The 26626-nt window shown below is 57.3% G+C and carries 21 protein-coding genes and 1 pseudogene; 8 read left to right on the top strand and 14 right to left on the bottom strand.

Annotation, left to right across the window (positions count from 1 at the left end; translation table 11 throughout):
• Positions 1-7 precede the first annotated feature (7 nt).
• The 8 genes and pseudogenes from H2Z33_RS19295 to H2Z33_RS19255 form a co-directional block, all read right to left on the bottom strand.
• Entirely contained in the window at positions 8-781 is a 774-nt protein-coding gene (locus tag H2Z33_RS19295; protein ID WP_017693375.1) for an amino acid ABC transporter ATP-binding protein, read from the bottom strand.
• Positions 765-1691, bottom strand: coding sequence for an amino acid ABC transporter permease (locus H2Z33_RS19290; protein WP_017693374.1), 927 nt, complete (start codon positions 1689-1691; stop codon positions 765-767). Before H2Z33_RS19290 ends, H2Z33_RS19295 begins: the two co-directional genes overlap by 17 nt.
• 9 nt (positions 1692-1700) lie before the next feature.
• Positions 1701-2210, bottom strand: a complete 510-nt coding sequence (locus tag H2Z33_RS19285) for a GNAT family N-acetyltransferase (protein WP_015570459.1) — start codon at positions 2208-2210, stop codon at positions 1701-1703.
• A 9-nt stretch (positions 2211-2219) separates the two neighbouring features.
• Positions 2220-4483 (bottom strand): annotated as a pseudogene (locus tag H2Z33_RS23450) (NtaA/DmoA family FMN-dependent monooxygenase).
• Positions 4484-4499: 16 nt separating this feature from the next.
• On the bottom strand, positions 4500-5621 hold the full coding sequence (locus H2Z33_RS19270) for an amidohydrolase (protein ID WP_017382285.1): 1122 nt from the start codon (positions 5619-5621) through the stop codon (positions 4500-4502).
• Positions 5618-6619, bottom strand: coding sequence for an LLM class flavin-dependent oxidoreductase (locus tag H2Z33_RS19265; protein ID WP_032653686.1), 1002 nt, complete (start codon positions 6617-6619; stop codon positions 5618-5620). The genes H2Z33_RS19270 and H2Z33_RS19265 overlap by 4 nt, the downstream gene beginning before the upstream one ends.
• Before the next feature lie 109 nt (positions 6620-6728).
• The gene (locus H2Z33_RS19260; RefSeq protein WP_017693371.1) at positions 6729-7268 is read right to left on the bottom strand and encodes a shikimate kinase; all 540 of its coding nucleotides are present in this window, start codon (positions 7266-7268) and stop codon (positions 6729-6731) included.
• A gap of 71 nt (positions 7269-7339) precedes the next feature.
• Positions 7340-7738: a cupin domain-containing protein gene (locus tag H2Z33_RS19255; protein WP_015570456.1), complete on the bottom strand. Its 399-nt coding sequence runs from the start codon at positions 7736-7738 to the stop codon at positions 7340-7342.
• A 112-nt stretch (positions 7739-7850) separates the two neighbouring features.
• Here H2Z33_RS19255 and H2Z33_RS19250 point away from each other — a divergent pair, with 112 nt between their 5' ends.
• Together H2Z33_RS19250 and ansP are read left to right on the top strand one after the other, a co-directional pair.
• On the top strand, positions 7851-8741 hold the full coding sequence (locus H2Z33_RS19250) for a LysR family transcriptional regulator (RefSeq protein WP_015570455.1): 891 nt from the start codon (positions 7851-7853) through the stop codon (positions 8739-8741).
• Positions 8742-9068: 327 nt separating this feature from the next.
• A complete protein-coding gene (ansP, locus tag H2Z33_RS19245; RefSeq protein ID WP_015570454.1) occupies positions 9069-10565 on the top strand; it encodes an L-asparagine permease in 1497 nt (498 codons plus the stop codon).
• A gap of 92 nt (positions 10566-10657) precedes the next feature.
• On the opposite strand, the gene H2Z33_RS19240 is transcribed toward ansP, so the two are convergent.
• Complete coding sequence (locus tag H2Z33_RS19240; RefSeq protein ID WP_023303790.1) at positions 10658-11719, bottom strand: YncE family protein; 1062 nt, start codon at positions 11717-11719, stop codon at positions 10658-10660.
• Positions 11720-11965: 246 nt separating this feature from the next.
• Between H2Z33_RS19240 and pqqU the strand changes: the two genes are divergently transcribed.
• Complete coding sequence (pqqU, locus tag H2Z33_RS19235) at positions 11966-14083, top strand: TonB-dependent receptor PqqU (RefSeq protein ID WP_063134617.1); 2118 nt, start codon at positions 11966-11968, stop codon at positions 14081-14083.
• A gap of 122 nt (positions 14084-14205) precedes the next feature.
• Here the strand turns inward: pqqU and H2Z33_RS19230 are convergent, their stop codons facing one another.
• From H2Z33_RS19230 to H2Z33_RS19220, 3 genes are all read right to left on the bottom strand, one after another.
• On the bottom strand, positions 14206-14874 hold the full coding sequence (locus tag H2Z33_RS19230; protein WP_063134618.1) for a GntR family transcriptional regulator: 669 nt from the start codon (positions 14872-14874) through the stop codon (positions 14206-14208).
• Positions 14875-15133: 259 nt separating this feature from the next.
• Positions 15134-16168: an NADP-dependent oxidoreductase gene (locus H2Z33_RS19225; RefSeq protein WP_032103593.1), complete on the bottom strand. Its 1035-nt coding sequence runs from the start codon at positions 16166-16168 to the stop codon at positions 15134-15136.
• Between the two features lie 66 nt (positions 16169-16234).
• The gene (locus H2Z33_RS19220) at positions 16235-16810 is read right to left on the bottom strand and encodes a helix-turn-helix domain-containing protein (protein ID WP_017382277.1); all 576 of its coding nucleotides are present in this window, start codon (positions 16808-16810) and stop codon (positions 16235-16237) included.
• Positions 16811-16958: 148 nt separating this feature from the next.
• Between H2Z33_RS19220 and H2Z33_RS19215 the strand changes: the two genes are divergently transcribed.
• Together H2Z33_RS19215 and H2Z33_RS19210 are read left to right on the top strand one after the other, a co-directional pair.
• The gene (locus H2Z33_RS19215) at positions 16959-17477 is read left to right on the top strand and encodes a GNAT family N-acetyltransferase (protein ID WP_063134619.1); all 519 of its coding nucleotides are present in this window, start codon (positions 16959-16961) and stop codon (positions 17475-17477) included.
• Positions 17474-17923: a DMT family transporter gene (locus H2Z33_RS19210; RefSeq protein ID WP_063134620.1), complete on the top strand. Its 450-nt coding sequence runs from the start codon at positions 17474-17476 to the stop codon at positions 17921-17923. The genes H2Z33_RS19215 and H2Z33_RS19210 overlap by 4 nt, the downstream gene beginning before the upstream one ends.
• Positions 17924-17926: 3 nt before the next feature.
• On the opposite strand, the gene H2Z33_RS19205 is transcribed toward H2Z33_RS19210, so the two are convergent.
• Both H2Z33_RS19205 and H2Z33_RS19200 read right to left on the bottom strand, forming a co-directional pair.
• On the bottom strand, positions 17927-18160 hold the full coding sequence (locus H2Z33_RS19205; RefSeq protein WP_017382275.1) for a YdcY family protein: 234 nt from the start codon (positions 18158-18160) through the stop codon (positions 17927-17929).
• A 101-nt stretch (positions 18161-18261) separates the two neighbouring features.
• Positions 18262-19860: an ABC transporter substrate-binding protein gene (locus H2Z33_RS19200; RefSeq protein ID WP_063134621.1), complete on the bottom strand. Its 1599-nt coding sequence runs from the start codon at positions 19858-19860 to the stop codon at positions 18262-18264.
• Between the two features lie 282 nt (positions 19861-20142).
• Between H2Z33_RS19200 and H2Z33_RS19195 the strand changes: the two genes are divergently transcribed.
• Genes H2Z33_RS19195 through H2Z33_RS19185 form a run of 3 tightly spaced genes read left to right on the top strand, consistent with a single transcriptional unit; the run spans position 20143 to position 26619 of the window.
• Positions 20143-21462 (top strand): SrfA family protein, encoded by a 1320-nt coding sequence (locus H2Z33_RS19195; protein WP_063134622.1) that lies wholly within the window; start codon positions 20143-20145, stop codon positions 21460-21462.
• A gap of 4 nt (positions 21463-21466) precedes the next feature.
• Complete coding sequence (locus H2Z33_RS19190; RefSeq protein WP_063134623.1) at positions 21467-24448, top strand: virulence factor SrfB; 2982 nt, start codon at positions 21467-21469, stop codon at positions 24446-24448.
• The gene (locus H2Z33_RS19185; protein ID WP_063134624.1) at positions 24445-26619 is read left to right on the top strand and encodes a virulence factor SrfC family protein; all 2175 of its coding nucleotides are present in this window, start codon (positions 24445-24447) and stop codon (positions 26617-26619) included. Before H2Z33_RS19190 ends, H2Z33_RS19185 begins: the two co-directional genes overlap by 4 nt.
• The last annotated feature ends 7 nt before the right edge of the window (positions 26620-26626 follow it).

The raw sequence follows: 26626 nt of genomic DNA, 5'->3' as shown, positions 1-26626 counted from the left end.
GCGCTCCTTACAGCACTTTTGAGAGGAACTGGCGCGTTCGCGGATGCGACGGTCGGTTTAACACGTCGTCGCTGCTGCCCTGCTCCACAATTTTACCGTCGACCATAAATACCACCTGGTCCGCCACTTCCCGGGCAAAGCCGATCTCATGGGTGACCACCACCAGCGTAGTGCCGGAACGGGCGAGCTTTTTAATCACGTCCAGCACTTCGCCAACCAGTTCCGGATCCAGCGCCGAGGTGGGTTCATCAAACAGCATCACGCGCGGGCGCAGCGCCAGCGCGCGGGCAATGGCGATACGCTGCTGTTGGCCGCCGGAGAGGTGACGCGACCAGGCATCGGCTTTATCGCGCAGACCTACCACATCCAGAAGGCTGTAGGCGTTTTCAACAGCCTCTTTTTTACTGAACTTTTTATGCGCGATGGGTGCTTCAATCAGGTTTTCCAGCACCGTGAGATGCGGAAAAAGATTGAAGTTCTGAAACACGTACCCAACGTTGACGCGCTGTTTAAGGATCTCTTTCTCTTTGAGCTCGTAGAGTTTGTCACCCTGACGGCGATAGCCGATGTAATCCCCGTCAATCTGAATAAAGCCTTCGTCTACGCGCTCAAGATGGTTAATGGTGCGCAGCAGCGTCGATTTTCCCGATCCAGAGGGGCCGAGGATCACCGTCACGGAGCCCGGCGGGATCTCAAGCGTGACGTTATCGAGCGCTTTATGTCGGCCAAAAAACTTACTGACGCCGGTAATGGAAATATGTCCTTCAGGAGAGGCTTGCATGAACAGGCTCCTGTGCTGGCGAAGTGGTGACGGAGCGCGCGCGACTGGCCGCCCGGTTCTGGTTTACGGCGGAGCGGCGCTCGCTGCGGGCGAGTCCACGCTCAATAACATGCTGGATGGCAGACAGTACGGTGGTGATCACCAGATACCAGACGGCCCCCACCATCAACAGCGGGATCACCTCCTGGGTGCGGTTGTAGATCATCTGGATCGTGTAGAACAGTTCCGGCATCGCCAGCACGTACACCATTGCCGTCCCTTTGGCGAGGCTGATGATTTCGTTAAACCCGGACGGCAGGATGGTGCGCAGCGCCTGGGGGAGAATTATGCGCACCGTGCGACGCCACGCCGGCAGCCCCAGCGCAGCGGCCGCCTCATACTGACCGTGGTCGACCCCAAGGAAACCCCCGCGAATGATCTCCGCAGTATAGGCGCTCTGCACCAGCGTCAGCCCCACGATGGCGGTAGAAAACTGCCCGAGAACATTGATGGTTTCAAAGCTGCCCCAGGTAATGCCGGTAAAAGGCACGCCGAGAGAGAGCGTGTCGTAGAGATAGGAGAAGTTATAGAGGATAATCAGCACCACGATCAGCGGCAGGGAACGGAACAGCCAGATGTACCCCCACGCCAGGCTGCTCAACAGCCATGATGACGAGAGCCGCGCCAGCGCCAGCATGCCGCCAATCACCACGCTCAGTACGGTGCTTATCAACGTCAGCAGCAGCGTCTGGCCGACGCCTTCGAGGATCACCGGGTCGAAGAACCAGCGGGCAAATACCGCCCATTCCCAGCGCGGATTAAAGGCCACGGACTGGATCACGACCGCCAGCACAAACAGCGCCACCACGGCGCCAGCAGCGCGCAGCGGATAACGTGCCGGGACCACTTTTATGGTTTCAACGTTGCTCATCGTCGCTCCTTATGCGGTTTTGCTGAGCGCTTCGCGGATCAGCGTCTTGGTGAAACGCAGCCGACCGTCGAACGGCGGCTGGCTATACTCTTCCGGATCGCGGTTAAGATCGAACTGCGGCTGATACCCCTGACTGAGATAGAGCCGCACCGCCTCCGGCTGGCGAAACCCCGTGGTCAGGTAGATGCGGCTGTAGCCCGCCAGCACCGCCCGGCGCTCCAGCTCCTGTACCACGCGCGCGGCCAGCCCCTGCTGGCGCAGCGTTTTATTCGTCCAGATGCGTTTGATCTCTGCGGTATGTTCGTCGAAGGGCTTGTACGCACCGGTGGCGATGATCTCGCCATCGCGCTCCAGGACGATAAACAGCCCCTGCGGCGCCAGGTACCACTCTGTCAGCTCGACTTCCGCATCCTTTGAAAAGTAGTCGCCGTAACGAGCGGCGTACTCACCGAAAAGCCCCTCGATAATGGGCTGAAGATCGGCATCTTCCGGCGAAACGTCACGAAATTGTTCGCGCATAGCGTCTCCTTAATCGCCCAGACCCGCCGGGTTAACTTCGGAACTGGGGATACGCTCCACGCCTTCCCCCCAGCGGTTCAGCACTTTGTCGTAATCTCCGTTCTTGATCGCGCCGTTCAGCGCGGTTTGAACCGGCTCGACCAGGCCGCTGCCTTTTTTCAGCGTCACCGCGATATGCGCCGCCTTCGGCCAGCCGCCGTCGACGCTGCCGACCAGTTTGGTTTTACCGTTAAGCGCCGCTTTCCAGGCACCGATCACGTTCGGGCCAAAGTAGGCGTCCGCGCGTCCGGACTGAAGCGCCAGCGTTTGGGCCGCGTCGTCTTTGGTGTAGATCGGCGTAAAGGGTTTAAGCCCTTTTTTGAGGTTCTCTTCGTTCCATGCCAGAAGGATGGCCTCCTGGTTGGTGCCGGAACCCACGATGATGCGCAGCCCGGCGATATCCTCTGCCTTCACAAGCGAGTTAATCGGACTGGTGGATTTCACGTAGAAGCCAAGTGAATCCTTGCGGTAGGTGGCGAAGTCGAACTTCTCTTTGCGTGCTTTAGTGACGGTGATGTTGCTGATAGCCGCGTCGTATTTCCCGGAGGCAACCCCCAGCGGCCAATCCTCCCAGGAGGTGGGCACCACGTTCAGCTCCAGTCCGAGGCTGTCCGCCACCAGACGCGCGATGTCGACCTCACTTCCCAGCAGAGTTTTGTTGTCGTCGGAAAAGACCGTCAGTGGCGGTTGATTCAGTCCCGCCACCGCCACGGTAAATTTCCCCGGCACGGCAAAACGATAGTCTTTCGGCAGTTGCGCGATCGCATCGCTGTTTTTGGCGGTATTGATCGGCGTTTTATTGGCCTCAATGCTCACGCCGGTGCCGTTAATATTGACGTTCTCTGCCCAGACGGCAGGGGTAAAGGCCAGCGCAAGCGCCAGAATAAGCGATAATTTCTGCATAGCATTTTTCTCTTTTATTGTTGTGTGAACTGATTTTTGGGCTCGTCTAAGCCCAGACTTTCGCGCAGCGTGGTGCCGGGATAGTCGGTGCGGAACAGGCCGCGCGCCTGTAAAACGGGCACCACCTGGTCAACAAAGCGCGGGAAGGTGTCCGGCGTGCCGCCCTGAATGATGAAGCCATCCGCCGCCTTCTCTTCGAACCAGGCCTGTAAACCATCGGCCACCTGCTCCGGTGTGCCGGAAAAACGCGGGCGCGGCGATGCGGCTTCCAGCGCGACCTGACGCAGAGTTAAGTTGCGCTCACGGGCGTTACGCTTGATTTCATCGGTGGTGCTGCGGAAGCTGTTTTTGCCCAAATCGCCAATATCCGGGAACGGCGCGTCGAGGGGATATTGGCTGAAGTCGTGATGCTCGAAATAACGTCCGAGGTAATTCAGCGCATCATTAATGGAGACCAGTGCCGCCGTAGTTTGATACTGGTTTTCTACGTCATCGGCGTCGTTTCCAACAATCACGCTGACGCCCTGGAATATATGTAAATCCTCTGCGCGGCGGCCGTGACTTTCCAGCTGCTGTTTAACATCGCGGTAAAAAGCCTGGGCTTCTTCCCGCGTGTCATGGTGGGTAAAGATGGCGTCAGCGTGTTTTGCCGCCAGCTTTTTACCGTCGTCGGACGCGCCAGCCTGAAAGACAATCGGACGTCCCTGCGGCGTGCGGCCAATATTCAGCGGGCCGGAAACCTGGAAGAAATCACCGTGGTGATCAAGAGTATGCAGTTTCGACGCATCAAAGAACTGTCCGCTCTCTTTATTGCGGATAAAGGCATCCCCTTCCCAGGAATCCCACAGCCCCTTCACCACGTCGAGATACTCATCGGCAATGCGGTAGCGCAGCGCATGCTCCGGGTGTTTTTCGCGGGAGAAGTTCCTGGCTGACCCTTCCAGCGGTGACGTCACCACGTTCCAGCCCGCGCGTCCGTTGCTCAGGTGATCGAGGCTGGCGAACTGCCGTGCAACGGTGAAAGGCTCGCTGTAGGAGGTGGATAACGTGCCGACCAGCCCCAGGCGCGAGGTGATACTCGCCAGCGCGGACAACACCGTCAGCGGCTCAAAGCGGTTTAAAAAATGCGGAATGGATTTCTCGTTAATATAAAGGCCGTCGGCCACAAATATAAAGTCGAGCTTGCCCTCTTCTGCTTTTAAAGCCGTTTCTTTAACGAAATCAAAATTAATGCTGGCATCCGCGACCGCCGCCGGGTGGCGCCAGGCAGACATATTTCCGGATGCACCATGCAAAATGGTCCCCAGCCGCAATTGACGATGTGCAGACATATTCACCTCAAATTAATTAAACGTGTTGCAGGGCTTTTTCCGCGAGCTGAGCAAAATAGCGGGCAGCGGGTTCGATTAATGCTTCGTCCGGGTTAAATGCCGGGTGATGTAACCCAAACGGACTGTTGCTGCCAATGCTGACAAACGCGCCGGGTATGTTTTGCAGATAGACCGCGAAATCCTCCCCGCCCATGTGCAGTTCCGCATGCCGGGTTTCATATCCCGCTTCGCGCGCGACCGAGGTGGCAAACCCGGCCCAGTGCTCATCGTTCACCAGCGCGGTGGGCCCGGCGTACCAGGTGATGTTGATTTGCGCGCTAAAGGCGCTGGCAAATCCGGCGGCGATTTCACCGACGCGCGCTTTCACGTTCTGCTGCACTTCCGTGCGGTGCGTGCGCAGCGTGCCCTCCAGCTCAACGCTTTCCGGCAGCACGTTCCAGGTATTCCCCCCGGCGATGCGCGTCACGCTCAGAACAACCGAATCCAGCGTGTTGACGTTACGGCTGGCTACGCTTTGCAGCGCGGTTACCAGCTGGCTTGCCAGCACGATGGCGTCGTTGCCTTCATGGGGACGTGCGGCATGCGCGCCTTTGCCGGTCACGTGAATAACGAAGCGATCAACGTTGGCATAGAACGGGCCGCCGCGCGTGGCAAACTCGCCGACCGGCAGTGACGGCTCGTTATGCATCCCGAAAATCGCGCGTACGTCGCGTAACGCCCCGGCCCGCACCATGCTTTTCGCTCCGCCGAAATTCTCTTCCGCTGGCTGGAACAGGATCCGCACGCGACCGTTGAGCGAGGCTTCCCGCTCTTTCAGCTTTAGCGCGGCGCCGAGGATCACGCTGGTGTGAATGTCGTGTCCGCAGGCATGCATCACCCCGGCGCGCCGGGAGCTAAACGGCACCCCGCTGCGCTCGTCGATGGGTAACGCGTCGATATCGGCGCGCAGCGCAACCAGTGCGTTGCCCGTGCCGATCTCCGCAACCAGCCCGGTCTGGAGATCGTAAGGCAGCGGGGCAATCCCGGCTGCCGTCAGCCACTCGCGCAGGCGCGCCGTTGTTTCGACCTCCTGACCAGAGAGTTCAGGGTTCTGGTGCAGCTCACGGCGCCAGGCAATCAGTTGTTCGCTAAAGCTCATACGGTAACCTCCCTGTTAAGACGCGCCTCGGCCAGCAGTCGCAGGGACTGTACGCGCGTTGCGCCATCAGCGACCGGCGTGTCGATGATAAATTCGTCAATCCCCCACTGCTGATGCAACGCGTTGAGCTGTTCAAGCACCGACGCCGCCGTTCCGGCCAGCAGAGACTGCGCCCGACGCGCGATGCGCACCGGTTCACTCCCCGCCTGCCGCGCAAAGGCGTAGGCCTGTTCTTCGCTGGCGACGGTGACGCGCTGTCCGTTTGCCAGCTCCACGCCCCACACTTCAACCTTCTGCGCCAGCGCATCGGCCTCAGCCTGGGTTGGGGCAACAATGGCCTGCACGGCCACAATCACCTCCCGGACGCTGTGTTGACGCCAGGCTGTGACGACCTCGCGCAGCAGCTCAGGATCACCGTTCAGATGGGCGGCAAAGACAAAATGCCAGTCGAGGGAGGCCGCCAGCAGCGCGCTTTCTGTGCTGGCGCCCAGCAGAAACCCCCGGGCAGGCACCGGCGGCAGCGGCGTGGCGCGAACGTCCTCCTCCGCCGACTGATTTTCAGGGCGGATCCAGCGATCGAGCTGCGTCAGTTGTTCAGCAAAGCTGCCTTTTTCCTGCGGATTAAGGCCGTGCTGCAAGGCGCGGGTAGAGAGCGGCAGACCGCCGGGCGCTTTGCCAACGCCCAGATCAACCCGGCCCGGCGCAATGGCGGCCAGTACGTTAAAATTTTCGGCGACTTTATAGGGGCTGTAATGTTGCAGCATGACGCCGCCTGAGCCCACGCGAATACGTTTTGTTTGCCCGAGGATCCAGGCAATCAGCAGCTCCGGCGAGGGGCTGGCAAGCTGCGGGGTATTGTGGTGTTCGGCAATCCAGAAGCGGTGATAACCCAGCGTTTCTGCCTGTTGCGCCAGTGCTAAGGTTCGCGCCAGCGCATCGGCGGCTGTTTCGTGTTCTGCGACGGGGCTTTTATCCAGAATGCTGATTCGCCATGACATGTTGCGTTCTCGTTTGACTTAACATGTCGTCATTATTAAAGGTGGATTTCACCTCTGAGAAACAATTAATTTACATTTGGATTGCCGGAAAACGGCAATAGAGAGTCTGTCATCGGCGTGATTTGAGCGATGTAATGAGTCTTTCCGCATCCTGCCGTCGGGTAATGCGGAGAAAGCGAATGTGTGCGTACTGCGGGTTTTGCATATCCGCCTCATATCGTTTGCGGTTGCTGCGCCAGGTTTTGATCGTCCAGATGATAATAGAGTCCTTGCTAAGGAACGACCGACGAAAGCTTTCGCGGTTCCCCGTGCCGGGCCAGAGCTCCTGTTTGTGCCAGGCGCGTCTGGAGGCCCGCGTCACCGCCTGCCAGAGCGTGCGGATAAACCCACGATCTATCCACACCACCAGATCGACGTCGCGCCACTTAACGTCGCGTGTGCGGTTGTAATTCCCGTCCAGGACCCAGTCAGGCGAGGCGGCGAGCGCTTTTTCCAGGGTTGCAAGAAACTCATCATCCGGTGTTCCCTGCCAGTTCGCTCGCCAGTAAAGCCTGTCCATCTCAATGTAAGGGATAGCCAGCGCCTCCGCGATTCGCCTGCCAAACGTGCTTTTCCCACTTCCGCTGGTGCCTATGATATTGATTTTCACCGTTCCGCCTGCACATGCTGAAGAAAACGGATCGAATCATAACGTTAATAATTTGTTTACGAAACGCCAGACTACTCGTTCGGATACTGCTCGTCGGTGACCTTCTCCAGCCATGCCACCGGGCTCCCGTCGACAGCTTCTGCGATGGCGATATGGGTCATGGCCGTCTGCGCGCTTGCGCCGTGCCAGTGCTTCACGCCGGGTGGGATCCAGGCGATATCACCCTGATTCAGCGGTTCCGCCTCTTTCCCCCACTCCTGTAACCAGCCGCGCCCCTGCGTCACGATCAGCGTTTGTCCAAGAGGATGCGTATGCCAGGCGGTACGTGCGCCGGGTTCAAAGGTGACGGTCGCGCCGCCGACTTTTGCCGGTTCAGTCGCCTGGAAAGGCGCGTCAATGCGCACGCAGCCGGTAAACCAGGCCTCTGGCCCCTGAACGGAAGGTAACGAACCGCTACGGATAATTTTCATGATTAACTCCTCGTTTGCTGTTGCGTTAACAGTAGCGTAAAGCCATGGGGAGCATTAGAGTGCATAATCAGAAAGGAACCATGAATTTATTTCATAAATCGAGTAAACCACCATGTTAAAAGACAACTTCAACGATCTGCTTTCCTTTATGGTCGTCGCCCGGGAGCGCAGCTTTACCCGCGCCGCGGCGCAGCTTGGGGTATCTCAGTCGGCGCTCAGCCACGCAATGCGCAATCTGGAAACGAGGCTGGAAGTCCGTCTGTTAACCCGCACCACCCGTAGCGTGGCCCCTACCGAGGCCGGCGAGCAACTCTTCATGCGCTTAAGCCCCCATCTGCTGGAGATCGAGCAGGAACTCACCGCGCTGCGTGATACCCGCGACAGACCTGCCGGGAATATTCGCCTTACCGCCGGGGAGCACGCCATGTCTGCGGTGCTGTGGCCTGTGCTTAAACCCTTTATGGCGCAGTATCCTGATATCAACGTTGAAGTCACGGTGGACAATGGGCTGACTGATATTGTCGATGGCCGCTTTGACGCGGGGGTGCGTCTGGGTGAGCAGGTGGCGAAAGATATGATTGCCGTTCGTATTGCGCCGGACATGCGCATGGCGGTCGTCGGGTCGGCAGAGTATTTGCAACGTTTCGGCGTACCGGAAACGCCGGAGCAGCTTGATCAGCACCGCTGCATTAATATGCGCCTGCCCACACGCGGCGGATTATATGCCTGGGAATTTGAACGGGACGGACGTGAGCTGCGCGTGCGGGTTGACGGCCAGCTGATCCTCAACAGCCTGCCGCAACGCATCGATGCCGCCGAAAACGGTCTGGGGCTGGCGTACGTCCCGGAAGATGCGGTTCAGGACGCCCTTGCTGAGAGCCGGTTAGTGCGTGTGCTTGAAGCCTGGTGCCCGGCTTTTACGGGATACCATCTGTACTATCCGAGCCGCCGCCAGCACACTACCGCGTTTGCATTACTTATTGCAGCCCTGCGGCATTCATAAGCTCTACCTATAAGTAACTATTAAGTAAACCTGATGATTAAATCAGCATTCACAGACCTTTTTGCCTAAAAAAACGTCACGATTCAGCGCGTTGTGATCGCCGTCTGCTCTGACCACACGATTTCCTTCGACGAGCATCACTTTCGACACGGTTATATTTTGCGTCACTTAACAATTGCGGGTAGGATGCCTCGCCATGTTTTGCCTTATCCATACACAGAATGACTGGAAAGGCGGCATGTGTCTGCGCAGAAGCAATCGTTTGTTTCGGCTTCTGCCAGGCAGGACTATCACGTTAATGGTTCAGACAGGCAAACAGGTAACTCAATGAAAACAAGCAATAAAAGCGCAGCCGATCATCATGCTGCGAAACGTCGCTGGTTGAACTCTCATGAAGAGGGCTATCACAAGGCGATGGGCAACCGTCAGGTGCAGATGATCGCCATCGGCGGCGCTATCGGTACAGGTCTGTTTTTAGGTGCAGGCGCACGTCTGCAAATGGCTGGCCCCGCTCTCGCCCTAGTCTATCTGGTGTGCGGGATCTTCTCTTTCTTCATCCTTCGCGCCCTCGGCGAACTGGTACTCCACCGCCCTTCCAGCGGCAGCTTTGTCTCTTACGCCCGCGAGTTTCTTGGTGAAAAAGCCGCGTATGTCGCGGGCTGGATGTACTTCGTTAACTGGGCGATGACCGGTATCGTCGATATCACCGCCGTTGCGCTGTACATGCACTACTGGGGCGCGTTTGGCGATGTGCCGCAGTGGGTGTTCGCCCTTGGGGCGCTGGCAATTGTCGGGACCATGAACATGATCGGCGTGAAATGGTTCGCCGAGATGGAGTTCTGGTTCGCACTGGTGAAGGTGCTGGCCATTGTGATCTTCCTGGTGGTCGGAACCGTATTCCTCGGTACCGGTAAACCACTGGACGGTAACGCAACCGGCTTCCACCTGATTACCGATAACGGTGGTTTCTTCCCGCACGGCCTGCTGCCTGCGCTGGTGCTGGTGCAGGGGGTGGTGTTCGCCTTTGCTTCCATCGAACTGGTCGGTACGGCGGCAGGCGAATGTAAAGATCCGCAGACGATGGTGCCAAAAGCCATCAACAGCGTGATCTGGCGTATCGGTCTGTTCTATGTGGGTTCCGTGGTGCTGCTGGTGCTGCTGCTGCCGTGGAATGCATACCAGGCGGGGCAAAGCCCGTTTGTAACCTTCTTCTCTAAGCTGGGCGTGCCGTACGTGGGCAGCATCATGAACATCGTGGTACTGACCGCCGCGCTCTCCAGCCTGAACTCCGGGCTCTATTCGACGGGCCGTATCCTGCGCTCCATGTCGATGGGAGGCTCTGCGCCGAAGTTTATGTCGAAGATGAGCAGGCAGCAGGTTCCTTATGCGGGGATTCTGGCCACGCTGGTGGTTTACGTCTTTGGCGTGTTCCTGAACTATCTGGTGCCGTCCCGCGTATTTGAGATCGTTCTGAACGTGGCTGCACTGGGGATTATCGCCTCCTGGGCCTTTATTGTGGTCTGCCAGATGCGTCTGCGCAAAGCGATCAAAGAAGGCAAAGCGGCTGATGTGTGCTTCAAGATGCCGGGCGCACCGGTGACCTCCTGGCTCACCCTGCTGTTCCTGTTCAGCGTGCTGGTACTGATGGCGTTTGACTACCCGAACGGTACTTACACCATCGCGACGATCCCACTGCTGGCGGTTCTGCTGATTGCTGGCTGGTTCGGCGTGCGTAAGCGCGTTCACGAGATCCACAGCACCGCGCCGCTTCATCACGACGATGAAAAGCACGACGCACCGCTGGTAGAAGAAACCTCGCGTTAATAAAAAAGCCGGGTGGCGGCTTCGCCTTACCCGGCCTACATCTCATGGTTTTGTAGGCCCGGTAAGCGCAGCGCCACCGGGCAATTCCACCATCACAGCGCGATACGAATCACATCGTCAGGCTGGGTCGCTTCCTGCTGACGGGTTGATTTCTGTTTCACCGTTACGTACAGCGTTTTACCGTCCGCAGACAGCGCCAGGCTGTTCGGGTAAACCGGGGTATCGTAGGTCCTGGTCACTTTGTAGGTTTTGGCGTCAATCACGCTCACCTTGCCCGCCTCGCGGTGCGTCACATAGGCTTCGTTACGCGCCGGGTTAAACAGTACGGCCAGCGATGCTGGCGCGGCGATTTTCTGCATCACGCTGCCATCTTTCAGATTCACCACCAGCACTTCTGGCTGTTTTGAATCCGTCACAAACGCACGCTGGCCGGCAGTGTCCAGGCTCAGGTTCAGGTAGAAGTGCTCTTTTCCGTCATCCTGCACTTTTTTACGACTGAGGATTTTGTTGGTTGCCGTATCAATGGTCACCAGCTCGCCGTCCGCATTGGTGGTATACAGGCGTTTTGCCTTCGCATCCAGGGCCAGACCGGTGCTGAACGTGCCGGTGTTGGTGATGGTGTCCTTCAGCTTCAGCGTTGCGCCATCAACAACCCAGATCACGCTCTCCTTGCCGATACCGGTAATGTACACCGTATTGGTCGTGTCATCGGCCACCAGCTGGCGCGGCTGAAGCGGCTTCACCGTGTCGCTACGCTTGCGATCGTCCAGCACCAGGCGCCCTTTCACCTCGCTCGTTTTGGCGTCAATCGCCGTCACGGTGCTGTTGACGGTGTTACCGAACCACAGCGTCTGGGTGGCGTTATCGATCGTGGCGCCAAACGGCTTGAGATCGTTATGAATCGCCTGCGTCACTTCCAGCGTGACCGGATCCAGACGATAGACCACGCCGCCCTTATCGGTTTTGCGGCTTTGTGACGTCGCAACCCACAGCGCGTTTTCCTGCTGGCTGACGGCCATTTCATACGCGCCCTTGCCGACCGCTTTGCGCAGCATCTCTTCAGCGGCATGAACCTGGAACGTACCGGCAAACAGTAAAGAGCCCAACAGCAGAGACCCACGCAGGCGCGGCGAGCACAGATGACGTAAAGACATAACAATTCCTTTTTAAATGAGGAGATTTACCGCTGACATCACTTCCGGTGGGCAAAGTCATCGCTTTGCCGTCATTTTAATGAGAATAGTAATCATTAATGAGTTGAATGTGGAGTATTTCTTTCCTTCAAAACCTTACATTCACGAAATGTGCGGTTATAGTTTTCATAACATTTACAAAGGATTTAACATATATACACAGGTTCCAGTTGATTTGGTTCGAATTTTTCTTAACCGGTTTACTCCATGAAAATTATTACTGCCCGTAAGGCATCACTACCACTGCTCTTCGTTCCCGTCATTTTTGGCCCGCTGAGTGCGATGGCCGCGGATGAACAGACCCTGATCGTCAGCGCCACGCCGCAAACCGTCTCCGAACTGGACACCCCGGCCGCAGTCAGCGTGGTGAGCGGCGAGGATATGCGACATGCCACACCGCGCATCAACCTTTCTGAATCCCTTGGGAGCGTACCAGGCCTGCAAATCCAGAACCGCCAGAACTATGCTCAGGATCTGCAACTTTCCGTTCGCGGATTCGGCGCGCGTTCGACCTTCGGCGTACGCGGTATCCGCATGTACGTGGACGGCATTCCGGCAACCATGCCCGACGGCCAGGGGCAGACGTCAAACATTGACCTCAACAGCATTGAGAGCGTCGACGTGCTGCGCGGCCCCTTCTCTGCCCTGTACGGCAATGCCTCCGGCGGCGTGATCAACATCAACACCCAGACCGGACAACAGCCAGCCACAATTGAAGCCAGCAGCTATTACGGCAGCTACGGCACCTGGCGTTACGGCATGAAGGCCACCGGTGCGGTAGGCGACGGGACCCAGGCGGGGGATGTGGACTATGCGGTATCCACCACCCGTTTCACCACACATGGCTATCGTGACCACAGCGGCGCACGGAAAAACCTCGCCAACGCGAAACTGGGCGTGCGCATTGATGATGTCAGCAAGCTAACGCTGATTTTTAACAGCGTGGACATGAAAGCCAACGATCCGGGCGGACTGAGTTATCAGGAGTGGCAGAACAACCCGCGCCAGTCACCCCGTGGCGATCAGTACAATACGCGTAAAACCATTAAGCAGACCCAGGCTGGGATCCGCTACGACCGTCAGCTGAGCGAACAGGACGACCTCAGCGTGATGATGTACGCCGGTGAGCGTGAAATGACCCAGTACCAGTCCATTCCGGATACCACGCAGACTGAAAATCCAGCGCATTCGGGCGGCGTAATTGATATGCAGCGCCACTATCAGGGTATTGATACCCGCTGGACCCACCGCGGCGAGCTGCTGGTGCCGTTAACGTTTACCACCGGCCTTAACTACGAAAATATGAGTGAAAATCGCCGCGGGTATGAAAACTTCGTGATGAACAACGGCGTGCCGGATTTTGGCGTGAAGGGTAACAAACGCCGTGACGAACGTAACCTGATGTGGAACCTTGATCCCTACCTGCAAACCCAGTGGCAGCTCACGCAAAAGCTGTCCGTTGAGGCGGGCGTGCGTTACAGCTCCGTCTGGTTTGACTCAAACGATCATTACATTACCCCGCAAAACGGCGATGACAGCGGTGACGCCAGCTACCATAAATGGCTCCCGGCTGGTGCGGTGAAATACGCCGTGACCGACGCCTGGAACCTTTATGCCGCGGCGGGACGTGGATTTGAGACCCCGACCATCAACGAACTCTCCTACCGTTCTGATGGCAAAGGCGGCCTCAATATTAATCTGCAACCGTCAACCAACAACACCTATGAGATTGGCAGCAAAACCCGCATCGGCAATGGCATCCTGACGGCGGCGCTGTTCCGCACGGATACCGACAACGAGATCGTGGTGGACGAAAACAAAGATGGTCGCACTACCTACAAAAATGCGGGGAAAACGCGCCGTCAGGGTGTGGAAATTGCGCTCGACCAGCAGTTTGCCGAAAACTGGAAGCTGAAAATGGCGTGGACCTATCTTGATGCGACCTACCGTACCAACGTCTGTAGCAATGCAGACTGTAGCGGCAACCGGATGCCGGGGATTGCCCGTAACATGGGGTATGCGTCGTTTGGCTGGGAGCCTGAGGAAGGCTGGTACGCGGGGGCAGATGCCCGCTACATGAGCGACGTGATGGCAAACGACACCAATACCGCCAAAGCGCCCTCTTATACCGTGGTCGGTCTGAATACCGGGTATAAACTCAATTACGGCAAATGGGGAATGGACATCTTTGGTCGCGTCGATAACCTGTTTGATAAAGAGTACGTCGGTTCAGAGATTGTAAACGCCGGCTACAATCGCTATTACGAACCCGCCCCTGGCCGTAACTATGGCGTGGGCCTGTCGGTCTCTTATCGCTTTGAGTAAAACATTTTCCGGCAGCGCACGTTGCCGGTAAAAAATAACATCATTCCCGGTAGCCTTAAGCGCCGGGAATATACTCAGGGAAGTTTAAAACGAATAAAAAAATAAGTGCGCCAGTGCGATCCTTAACTGTAGTATTGCCGTTGCAGGAGGATATTAGCTTCATCAATGGCTCGGTCGATCGCTTCCCGACTGGCCGTCACGTCACTTTGCTCAAGCGCAGAAAGCAGATCGGCATAATGGTAAGTCGTTGCAGGGATATCTTTCATCTCTTCGTGCAGGTAGTTGATACACGGACCAATCCGTACCCAGAGCTGCTCAATCAGCGAGTTCAGGGTCGGCATTTCGGCATACTGATAAAGCGTAAACCGGAACACGCGGTTGGCATGGATCGCCTTCTGCACGTCGCCCTGATGCATGGCGGTGCTGAAGTTATCTGACAGCGCGCGTAATGCATCCAGTTTGGTCTCGGTCATATTCTGACACGCCGCCGCAACGGCCATCGGCTCAAGCTGTTTTCGAATGGCGTTAATTTCGTTATAACGCTCCAGCGTAACCTCTGGCACCAAAAAAGCCTGAGCAGGCGTGGCCTGTAATGCGCCTGCCGACACCAGGCGCAGCAGGGCTTCGCGCACCGGTGTGATGCTGGTGCCTAATTTATCCGCAATCTCTTTCGTGATGAGTCGAGCCCCAGGTTTTAATGAGCCCGTAATTAACGCTCCCTTTAAACTGTTCTCAACTTGCATCGTCAGACTGATTCTTTGTGCTTTTTCCAGATTTTCCAAATCAAGCATGTTTAATTCCCGTAGCCAAAACAAAATGCCATTTTCAGCGACTGTTTAAAAAAACATCGCCGGTTTGATATATCCTGTATCGTCATGCCTGGTATGAAGGGCGCGCGTTAAAATAAAAATTGTTCAATTAATATTACGTTTACCACTTCTGGCTCAGCTGGGCCGATGGCGCGCAATGCTTATGGATTAATTAAAGACAATATATCGTATCTTCACAAATAATTATGGCGGACTTTGCCCGCCATAACCGATGCTCTGTTTAGTCCGCCGCCACGCGGATCACGACCTTGCCGAAGTTTTTCCCTTCCAGCAGCCCAATCAGCGCCTCCGGCGCCGCGTCCAGCCCTTCGGTGACCTGCTCGCGATAGTGAATTTTGCCTTCCTTCACCCAACGTCCCATTTCCTGCTGGAACTCGTCGATACGATGACCATAGTCCTGAGCGATGATAAAGCCCTGCATGCGGATGCGTTTTTTGAGGATGGTCCCCATCAGCAGCGGCAAGCGATCCGGACCATCCGGCAGGTTGGTCGCGTTGTAGCCGCTGACCAGTCCGCAAACAGGTACGCGCGCGGAGGTATTCAGGAGCGGCAGTACGGCGTCAAAGACTTTACCGCCGACGTTTTCATAATACACGTCAATGCCCTGCGGGCAGGCTTTCGCCAGCTGTTCGGAAAAATCATCCGCATGGTGATCCAGACAGGCGTCGAAACCGAGCACGTCGACCGCATGGCGGCATTTCTCCTCCCCGCCGGCCACGCCGATAACCCGGCACCCCTTGATTTTACCGATCTGCCCCACCGTTGCGCCGACCGGCCCCGTGGCTGCCGCCACGACAAGCGTTTCCCCCGCCTGAGGCTGGCCGATATCAAGCAGCCCCATATACGCGGTGAAGCCCGGCATTCCCAGCACGCCGAGTGCCCATGAAGGGTGCGACGGGTTTTCGCCCAGCCTGACCAGCCCTTTCCCGTCGGAAAGTTCATACTCCTGCCAGCCGCTGTAGCCCAGAACCCACTCGCCCTCTTTATAATCCGGATGGCGGGAGGTCTCGACGCGGCTTACCGTGCCGCCCACCATCACCGCGCCAATCTCGACAGGAGGTGAATAGGATGGGGCATCGCTCATACGGCCACGCATGTACGGATCAAGCGAGAGCCATACGGTGCGTAATAACACCTGCCCCTCTGCGGGCGTGGGGATCGGCTGCTCTTCCAGGCGGAAATTTTCGGCAACCGGTGCGCCGTGTGGACGGGAAGCCAGTACCCAGCGTCGGTTTTGCGTAGTTGATTGACTCATTCATCGCTCCTTACAGCTGAAAATGTCATTCAAGTCTGGCACGTTATCCTGCGGATCGCCTTTGCATTATGAGCCGGACTGATTAAGCCGCACGACCAGATAAAGGCACGATTCATCCGTTTCGTTAATAAACCGGCAGTCGTTCGGCGGCCCGAGTTCCAGACAATCTCCGGCCTTCATTTCATGGCGGGTGTCCCCCTCCAGAAAGACCAGTTCACCTGCCTGCAACCAAATCAGCTGTCGCGCCAGCGCATAAGAGGAGGCGGGCATCGGCACATCGCTGCCCGCGGGCAGCTCCACCTGGACGAGGTCAATAGGCATATCGCTGCGCGGCGACACATGACGACGTAAATAGTGGGTTTGCGGATCGCGCCAGACGGGCTGGTTCGCCAGACGTAACAGTTTGCCCTCCTGCATTTCCGCGCGCGCAATGAGCGTAGACATGCTAATACCGAAGGCACCGGATAACCGGGCAAGCAGCGTCGCCGTTGGGCTACTGTCCCCCCGTTCAATCTTATGGATCATGGCGCGTGAAATACCTGCCCGTTCGGCCAGTTCGCTTAATGACCAGCCCCGCGACTCGCGTTCAAGGCGTATGCGGGCGCTAATGCGTTGATTCATATTGTCTGTCATTGTGTTCATGACGTCATACTATAGTGTACGGATGGTTTTTCGGGGCAGTTTGGTGACAAAAAAATAGGGATTTTGTCGTAGCGATGCAACACAAGAAATGTGTAATATTGTGAGTGAATCGTACTACTATAGTAAACAACACAGCCAGAGGTTAACCATGATCGTTCGTCATGCCTGCAAAGAAGATTGTGCCGCTATCGGTGAAATTTATAACCATGCGGTGCTGCACACCGCCGCCATCTGGAACGATACAACTGTCGACACCGATAACCGTATTGCATGGTTTGAGGCGCGCACGCAGTTGGGTTATCCGGTGCTGGTCAGTGAAGAAGAAGGTGTTGTGACGGGATACGCCTCATTTGGCGACTGGCGAGCGTTCGACGGTTTTCGCCATACGGTGGAGCACTCGGTTTACGTTCATCCCGATCATCAGGGCAAAGGCATCGGTCGGCTGCTGATGACGGAATTAATCAAGGAAGCCCGCCAGATTGGTAAACATGTGATGGTTGCCGGTATCGAGGCGCAGAACCAGGCGTCGATTCATCTGCACGAAACCCTGGGCTTTGTTACCACCGGTAATATGCCGCAGGTGGGAACCAAATTCGGTCGCTGGCTGGATTTAACCTTTATGCAACTCCAGCTCGATGAGCGCAGCGATCCGGATGCTCTGCCATGAATCAATCGTTGACGTTAGCGTTTCTGGTGGCCGCCGGGATTGGGCTGGTGGTACAAAACACCCTGATGGTGCGCATTACGCAATCCTCTTCCACTATTCTTATCGCCATGCTGCTGAACTCGCTGGTGGGGATTGTGCTGTTTGTCAGCATTTTGCTGGTGAAAAATGGCCTGGCGGGGTTTAGCGAACTGGCGTCGACGGTGTGCTGGTGGACGTTGATCCCCGGCCTGCTGGGGTCATTTTTTGTCTTTGCCAGTATTAGCGGGTATCAGAATGTGGGCGCGGCAACGACCATTGCCGTGCTGGTGGCAAGCCAGCTGATTGGCGGCCTGGTGATGGACATCCTCAAGAGCAACGGCGTTCCCCTGCGCGCGCTGGTTGGCCCGGTCTGCGGCGCAGCGATGCTGGTGGTCGGCGCCTGGCTGGTGGCACGGCGCCAGTTTTAACCCTTACAGAATAGTCCCACCCTGCGTGAGGTGGGCATGGCGCGCCTCCGCCTCTTCTTTATGCTGCTTACCATGATGCGCAATCGCGGTACGCAGGCGCTGCTGCTGGGTATAGCGATCTTCACGGCTGAGCTCTGCATCGTCGCTTAATTCGATCAGCAGTTCGTTCATGTGGGTAATTATGCTCTCTTCGATGGCGGCATCGACGCGGGCGATAACATCGTTTAAATGTGACATTGTCACTCCTTTTCACGTGCCCGGTGGCGCTACGCTTACCGGGCCTACGGGTGGTAACTGTAGGCCGGGAAAGGCATAGCCGCCACCCGGCAAGAATACGATCAGTTCAGCTTCGCTTTCGAGAAGTCACTGCCCATCAGACTCACGCTGTACCCGGTCACGTTGCTGCGGGTCGCGTAGAACGTTTTGCCGTTAGCTAACGCAATCCACGGTGCCTGCTGGTAGAAAATCTCCTGTGCCTGGCCATACAGCTTCGCACGTTCGTCCGGGTTGCTGGTCAGTTTGGCCTTTTGCACCAGCTCATCATACCCCTTATCACACCAGCGCGCGGCGTTAGATCCGGTTTTGATGCTGTTACAACCCAGCAGCACATCGGCGAAGTTGTCCGGATCGCCGTTATCAGACATCCAGCCGAACAGCGCGGAATCATGCTCGCCTTTACGCATGCCGGAGAGATATTCCCCCCACTCGTATGAGACGATTTTCGCCTTCACGCCCACTTTCGCCCAGTCAGCCTGGATCATCTCCGCAATGCGTCGCGAGTTCGGGTTGTAAGGACGCTGAACCGGCATGGACCAGAGGGTCACTTCCGCGCCCTTATCCAGACCCGCCTGCTTCAGCAGCGCTTTAGCTTTTTCCGGATCGTAGCCGTAATCCTTCAGGTCTTTGTTAAAGCCGAGCATGTTCGGCGGGATCGGCGATTTAGCGACCGTACCAGACCCCATAAAGACCGCGTTAACAATGGCCTTTTTGTCCGTTGCGTAATTCAGAGCCTGGCGCACCAGCACGTTATCAAACGGTTTTTTCTCCGTGTTGAACGCCAGGTACCCCACGTTCAGCGCATCCACCGAGTGCAGGGTCAGGTCTTTGTTTTTCTTGATCGCTTCAAACTGCACCGGCGACGGCGCAGGAATGATCTGACACTCGTTCGTTTGCAGCTTAGCCAGACGCGTCTCAACGTTTGGCGTGATGGAGAAGATCAGGTGTTTGGTCGGCACCTCTCCCTCCCAGTAGTTCGGATTGGCGACGTAGCGGATCAGCGAATCCACCTTGTGCTGCTGAAGCACATACGGGCCGGTGCCGATTGGCCAGGTATCCACATTTTCAGGCGTACCCTTTTTCAGCATCGCGTCCGCGTACTCGGCAGAGAGGATCGAGGCGAAGTCCATTCCCCAGTCGGCCAGGAACGCCGCGTTGGGTTCACTCAGCGTGAACTGAACGTGATAATCGTCGATCTTTTTCACATCCTGAATGAGCTTGTCGAGGCCCACGTCATTAAAGTATTCGTAATTACCCTGGGAAACATTGTGATAGGGATGCTTAGGGTCTTTCTGACGCATAACGGAGAAAATAACGTCATCAGCGTTAAAATCACGGGTCGGTTTGAAGTATTTATTGCTGTTGAACTTTACCCCTTTACGCAGGGTAAACGTGTATGTTTTGCCGTCTGGCGAAATGGTCCACGACTCGGCCAGAGAAGGCACCGGCGTGTTTTTTACCGGGTCGAAGTTAATCAGACGGTTATACAGCGTTTGCGAGCTGGCGACAAACGAGGGCCCAGAGCTGGCGATCTGCGGGTTAAACGACTCCGGCGACGCCTCGGAGCAGTAGATAATGGTGTCTTTGTTTGCCGCCCATGCGGCGCTTGCCGGTAGCAGCGCGCTCAGCGCGAGGGCCAGCACAGTTTTCCCTGTAGACATGGTTATTACCCTTTCGGTTTTATTATAGTGAACAGTAATAACAGCACAGACGTTTTGACCTGACAAATAACGAATCACTATCAGGTTATTCTAAAGCCGTACATTTCGCTGGTTTTAGCATCAGCCCGCAGAAACCGATTTGCCTTAAGGTCCATTATTCGTCAAGCACAACCGTTACGATCAATGCCGCAAGAAATCGTCCCTTTTGCCGTCTCCTCAGCCGTTTGCTTGCTTACCTGATTCGCTAAAGTAATGGCGTGAAAAAGTCTACAGGACCAAATCGTGGCAAAAACACTTTTACGCAGCGGTAATCTGGATGATTTTCAGGCCGTTGGCGGCGGCGGACAGGCCGTTTTTGAATCAGCGCTGCAAATCCGCGAAGCGCTTCGGTTGCGCAAACAACAGGCTATCGTTGATTGCCTGGCCATCCCCCAGGTCAACGACGGCGGCGATCGCGTTGACTGGTACTCCCCGGTTGAGGGAACCGTCTCCAGCTGGAAGGCGGCGGATGAAGATGATCGTTATCGCGCCCTGCGCTATCTGGAAAACACGCTCGCCAGCGTGGAGTCGCTGAGTAAAAAATGCCTTCAGTCACCGAAAACGGCGCAGCAACTGTTTGGCTCTCTGCTCTCAAAAGCCTTTCAGTTTCCCGGTGAAAACTTTGTTTTCCTGGTGGATGGCAAACCGGTGATCTGCTTCTGGGGTTTCGTCAACCTTAACGAAAACGCGCGCGACGACGTGCTGGACTGCCTGCGCGAATCGTTGGTCCCTGAACCTGAGCCAGTGGTGATTAACGAGCCAGAACCGGCCCCGGTGGTGACCTTTGAGCAGGCCGACGCGCCGCTTATCACGCCTGTGACTACAGTCCGTATCACCGACGATGAACTGTATACGCCAGAGCCGGTGCGCATGAACGCCGCGCCGCCAGAGCCCGCACCGGCGGCCATACAGAAAAAACGTCGCTCCCCCCTGTGGTTGCTGCCGGTTGCCGCCGTCATTATTGCAGCCATCGCCACCCCGCTGCTCTGGCCAAAACAGGCCCCGATCGCAGCGCCTGTTGCCACACCAGCGCCAGTACCCGTCGCCATTGCTCCGGCCCCCATAAAGACGGTTGAGCCGCTTGAACTGAAACTCCCGCTGCACCAGGCCGAAGTGGTAGAGCCGAAGGTGAAAACGCCTGCCCCGGCAGCCGAACCGGTGGTCATTACCGCGATACCGAAAGATGCGATGGTGATGGAGGCAAACCAGGTCAAAGCGGGGTTAACGCGCTTCCTGAACGGCACCTGGCGCGCGTTTCTCGATGTGCAGGATCCGCTCACCGGCAAACCGCCGTCGCTGCGCTACCAGATCCAGAACAATAAAGGTTTCGCCCGGGTCGTGCATGGCGACAACATTGTCTGCCGGGTAGACGTCTTTTCCGGATTACACAGCAACGGCGAGCTGTTGATCAAAACGCGCGGAAACGCGCGTTGCACCGACGGTTCACGCTATCCGATGCCGGAAGTGACCTGTAAGGCAGGTGCCAGCGATGTGGCGGAATGCACCGCACGTTACGATGCCAACACCGTCGTTCCTTTGACGTTCAAGAAAGCAGGTGTTTGATCCTATGCTGGTTAATCTTTGCGACTATAAACAGAGCGTGACGCTGATTGCTAACAGCGGCGTGCAGTTTCTCGATTTTGGCCTGACTCCGCAGGACACCGCCAGCAACGGGCGTTTCGTGCGTAAAACGGCAAATGGCCCGCTGCTGCGTCTGGATTTTGACCTGGTTAACGGCCGGTACACGCTCCCTGCCACCGATGGCGGGCAGCCGGAAGTGGTCAAGCCTGAAAGCACCATTCCACTGCATGACTCCCTGACCGTGCTGGACGGCGTCTGGCTGCCGATCCCTTTCCTGCGCTTTAACCCGCCGCGGACGTTTGTTGAAGGCCCGGATAACTGGGCGCGCGTCCAGGTACGAAAGCTTTCCACGCCCGACGCAGCTGGCAATACGCACCGGGTCACCGTCGCGCTCGACAGCCAGATTGCAGAGCATGCGACGTCTGCCCTGTCGCCGGTTGAAAACGATATCCTGAACGGCACGCGTTTCGCGCTCGCCTGGCGCGACAGTGAGGTTGAGAGTTTCCTCGACCAGACCTGGATTGACGGCTGGCTGCGCGAAGCCTTCACGCAGTTTGCCGACGGGGTTGAAAAACGCTCCGAGCGCGAGCTGCATCAGGCCATGCGCAGCTTTGAATATCAGGCGCACTGGCTCAACCTGCTCTCCATGCTCGGTGAACAACTCACCGTGCCGGAAGTGAAGTTTGTCACCCACACCCTGAGCACCCCTGCTATTCCTGTCGATTTGATCCTTGACGTAGGCAACACCCATACCTGCGGCGTGATTATTGAAGATCATGGTGATGCCAACGACGGCCTGCGCCAGACGGCTGAACTTCAGGTACGATCTCTGAGTGAGCCGCAGTTCCTGAATGAGCCGCTGTTTACCAGCCGACTTGAGTTTTCTGAAGCGCGTTTTGGCAAACAGCACTTCTCCGTGGAAAGCGGCCGGGAGGATGCGTTCGTCTGGCCGTCGATTGTCCGCGTGGGTGATGAAGCGCGTAAGCTGGCGATGCAGCGTCTGGGCACGGAAGGCAACAGCGGCATCTCCAGCCCGCGTCGCTATCTGTGGGACGAGACGCCGGTGGTGCAGGACTGGCGCTTTAGCCAGATGAACAGCAAAACCCAGCGCGAACCGCTGGCAACTGCGTTTCCGCTGATGAACCTGATGAACGACGACGGGGAACCGCTCTTTACGCTGCCGCAGGATGAGCGCCTGCCGGTGTTCTCTCCGCAGTACAGCCGCAGCACCCTGATGACGCACATGCTCTGCGAGCTGCTGGCTCAGGCGCTTGGCCAGATAAACAGCGTGGCCACCCGCCTGCGGCTCGGCTTCCCGGCCTCTCCGCGCCAGCTGCGGACGCTGATCCTCACCCTGCCGTCGGCAATGCCGAAACAGGAGCGCGAGATTTTCCGTCGCCGCATGTTCGAAGCCATCGCCATCGTCTGGAAAGCGATGGGCTGGCACCCGCAGGATGAAGATTTTGCCAGCCGCAAGCAGCAGGAAAAAAGCGTGGTGCCGGTCCCTGAGATCCAGATGGAATGGGACGAGGCCAGCTGCGGCCAGCTGGTGTGGCTGTATAACGAAGCCATTTCCCATTTTGGTGGCCAGACCGAGGCCTTTTTCGCCTCCCTCGCCCGTCCGGATCGCGCGCCTGAGCCTGGCGTCCAGCCGGGGCGTGCGCTGCGCGTGGCCTCGATTGATATCGGCGGCGGCACGACGGATATGGCCATCACGCACTATCAGTTAGATGATGGTTCCGGGAATAACGTCAAAATCACCCCGCAGCTGCTGTTCCGCGAAGGGTTCAAGGTCGCTGGCGACGACACGCTGCTGGACGTGATCCAGCGCTACGTTCTGCCCGCCCTGCAAACCCAGCTTCAGAAATCCGGCATAGCCGATGCCTCCCAGCTGATGGCATCCCTGTTCGGTGACTCCGGGCGGATCGATACCCAGGCGATCCTGCGCCAGCAGACGGCGCTTCAGCTCTTTATGCCGATCGGTCACGCGATCCTGGCGGCGTGGGAATCGAGCGATGTTGACGATCCGCTGGCCGGGCTGCATGCCACCTTTGGCGATCTGCTTGCGCAAAAACCGACGCGCAACGTGATGAATTATCTCCAGCAGGCGATCGACCATGCGTTGCCTGCCGGCTCAGAACACTTTGATCTGTTCAGCGTACCGCTGCACGTCAGCTTCCGGGAGATGCGGGACGCCATGCTGGCGGGTCAGTTCACGCTTGCCGCCCCGCTTCATGCGGTATGTGAGGCGATCTCTCATTACAGCTGCGATATCCTGCTTATCACGGGACGGCCGGGCTGTCTGCCGGGCGTTCAGGCCTTGATTCGCCACCTGCAACCGGTGCCCGTCAACCGCATCGTCTGGCTGGATAAATACCAGGTTCATGAATGGTATCCGTTCAGCCAGCAGGGACGGATCGGCAACCCGAAATCCACCGCTGCGGTGGGAGCGATGCTCTGTAGCCTGGCGCTGGATCTTCGTCTGCCGCGCTTTAACTTTAAAGCAGCGGATATCGGCGCGTATTCTACGGTGCGCTATCTGGGCGTGCTGGATAACGCGATCAATACCCTGCGGGACGAGAACGTCTGGTATCACGATATCGACCTCGATAAACCCGGCGCGAAACTGGACGCCCGTCTGCACTTCCCGCTGCGCGGCAACGTTACGCTCGGCTTCCGGCAGTTGGCCAATGCCCGCTGGCCCGCTACGCCGCTCTATACCCTGAGCATCAACTCAGCCGAGCTGGCGAAAGCCATTGCGGGCGACGGCGTACTGAACGTGCGCCTGAAGCTGCGTGGCGGCACTAAGCAGGAAGGCCCGGAATCTTTCGAGCTGAGTGATGCCTGGCTACAGGACGGCACGCCAGTGCCGCCGGATGCCCTGACCTTTAAACTGAATACTCTGGCCGATCGCCGACACAGCGGCAGCCACTACTGGATCGACAGCGGGAGCGTATACCTCAAATGACTGCGACGACTGCCACCACTCAGGCCTTAATCGGGTGGATCAACGAGACGCGACAGCACGCCCCGATGCTGGATAACGAAGCCGACGCCCTGCTTGCCCGCCTTAACGCAGTAAGCGCGCGTGAAGAGGCGCTCGGTCGCGCCCTTGTCAGCCAGGGCAGTATCGGCTTATACGGCCACTCGCAGGCCGCGAAAGCGCACCTGCTGGCTGCACTTTGCGGCAGCGGGGACGAACGGCTGAACGTTACGCCGGGTCAACGCACGTTTGATTACTTCTCGCATATTAACCCCGGGCATGCACCGACCAACATGGCCGTGCGTTTCAGCAGAGCGTCCCGCGAGGTCGCAGACGACGCGTTTCCCTTACGCCTGCGCCTGGTAACGGAGGCCGAGCTGGTGCAGCTGTTTATCGCGCGCACCACGCTGGATCCGCAGATCCGCGCGGTGGATAAATTGGTGATTGAAGCCCGGCTTGAGAAGTGGCGGGCACTGCGTCAACCGCAGAGCGTGCCGGGAATGACGGCGCGGGAAGTCGCGACCATTGCCCGGTTCTGGCAAAGCGTAGTACCCGGCGCTAAGCAGCATATTGATGATGCCCTGTGGCACCAGTTTGCCCAGCTGGTTCCGTCGCTTGATCTCAGCACCCGCGCCAGCGTCTGGTCTCTGCTGTGGGGTGAGCAACAGGAGTTAACCCAGCAGTGGCTTAAATTCGCCCAGGTGCTGCATCAAACCAGCCATGCCAGCGCGCTTGCGGCGCCGTTGAGTCTGCTGGTGGACAGCTTTGGTCTGCCCTGCGAAGGCTTCCTTACGCACGGGGCGTTTACCCTGCCGGAAGCACAGGAAACACTGCTTCATCCGGTAAAAAACGGCGAGCTGCTTAACGCCATTAGCCTGCCCGTCGATGTACTGGCATCTCTGACCCGCGAAGTGGAGCTGCCCGTTGAGAACTGCGTGCTGGATAACGTTGACGTCATTGATATCCCTGCCATTTCTGAGGAAAACACGCCGCTGATGATGCAGGCAAAATGCCTGTGGTTGCTGGAGCATTATCGTCAGCACATTCAGCCGGATGTCCTGGTTATCTGCAATGCGACGGCGCACCACCAGCAGACCGCGAAAACGGCAAGGCTCCTGCAAAACTGGGTCAAAGAGACGCAGCCGGTTGAAGAATCCGCATTGCCGGGGCTGGTCTGGGCCATTACCCCTCATGATGCGCGGTTTACCACAAAGCAGAATCTGGACGAAGCGGTGCAGCAATTGCTGGGCCAGCCGGGTCTGCGCTGGGGCACGCTCCAGGCGCTCGATACCCACAGCATGCAGCGGGTGATTGAGTGGCTGTCGCAGGCTACCCTGCCGGCACAGCGCCAGAAGCGTCTCCGCGCGCTGAAAAGGCTGTTACAAGAGTCGCTGTCGACGCTGATTCGCCCATATGTCGCGCCTCTCACTCAGGAGCCAGGCGCAGGGCGGGCACAGGCCGAAAAAATGGTCCGAACGCTGCAAGGCAGTGCCGCTCGTCATGGTGAACTGCTTGAGGGACTTCTGCCGCCGTTAAACGCGTTTGAGACGCTGCTGACCGTTCACCAGCCTCGTGAGGAACAGGTCAACGGCCTGTTTAACGATGTTATCGATCTGTTTGCGGAAGAGACGCAGGAAAATCCAGGCGCGTTGCAGACCAAAGACAAGGCGCGGCTGGCCCATAACGTGTGGGTTAACCATCTTCGTCAGTGGAGTCGCAACGACGCGGCGGCTGCCCGTCTGGGCCTGGACGCAGAGGTATTACAGCAGATTGCGGATGTGCTGATCGTTACCAGCTACCGGCTGGATCTGCCGCTGCAACTGCAACGCATTGCAGAAAAAGATAAAAGCAGTGCCGCGCAGCTGCATGCCGCGACAGGCAATTTCATTAGCTGGCTTGGCTATGAAATGACGCCCGTTTCTGAACGGCCTGCAAGCCGGATCCGCAAAGGTCAGCCAATTTTTGTGACGCCAGTTGTGAGCAGCGCTTCTCCCCGTCTTACCCGACTTGGCGAGCAGCCTGTCCATGCGGCGACAGCCTATGTTTATGACTGGCTGGTTGCGCTCTACACCCGCGCGATTGAGAACGTGGATTATCAGTGCCCGTATGACGTTCAGCCTGCTGCGCGGAAAGCCTTGTCTGCCCTGCTGTCTTAATCATTGC

Source organism: Enterobacter sp. YSU (assembly GCF_016082135.1).
GTDB lineage: Bacteria > Pseudomonadota > Gammaproteobacteria > Enterobacterales > Enterobacteriaceae > Enterobacter > Enterobacter hormaechei_C.
This window is presented reverse-complemented; position numbering and strand designations above follow the sequence as displayed.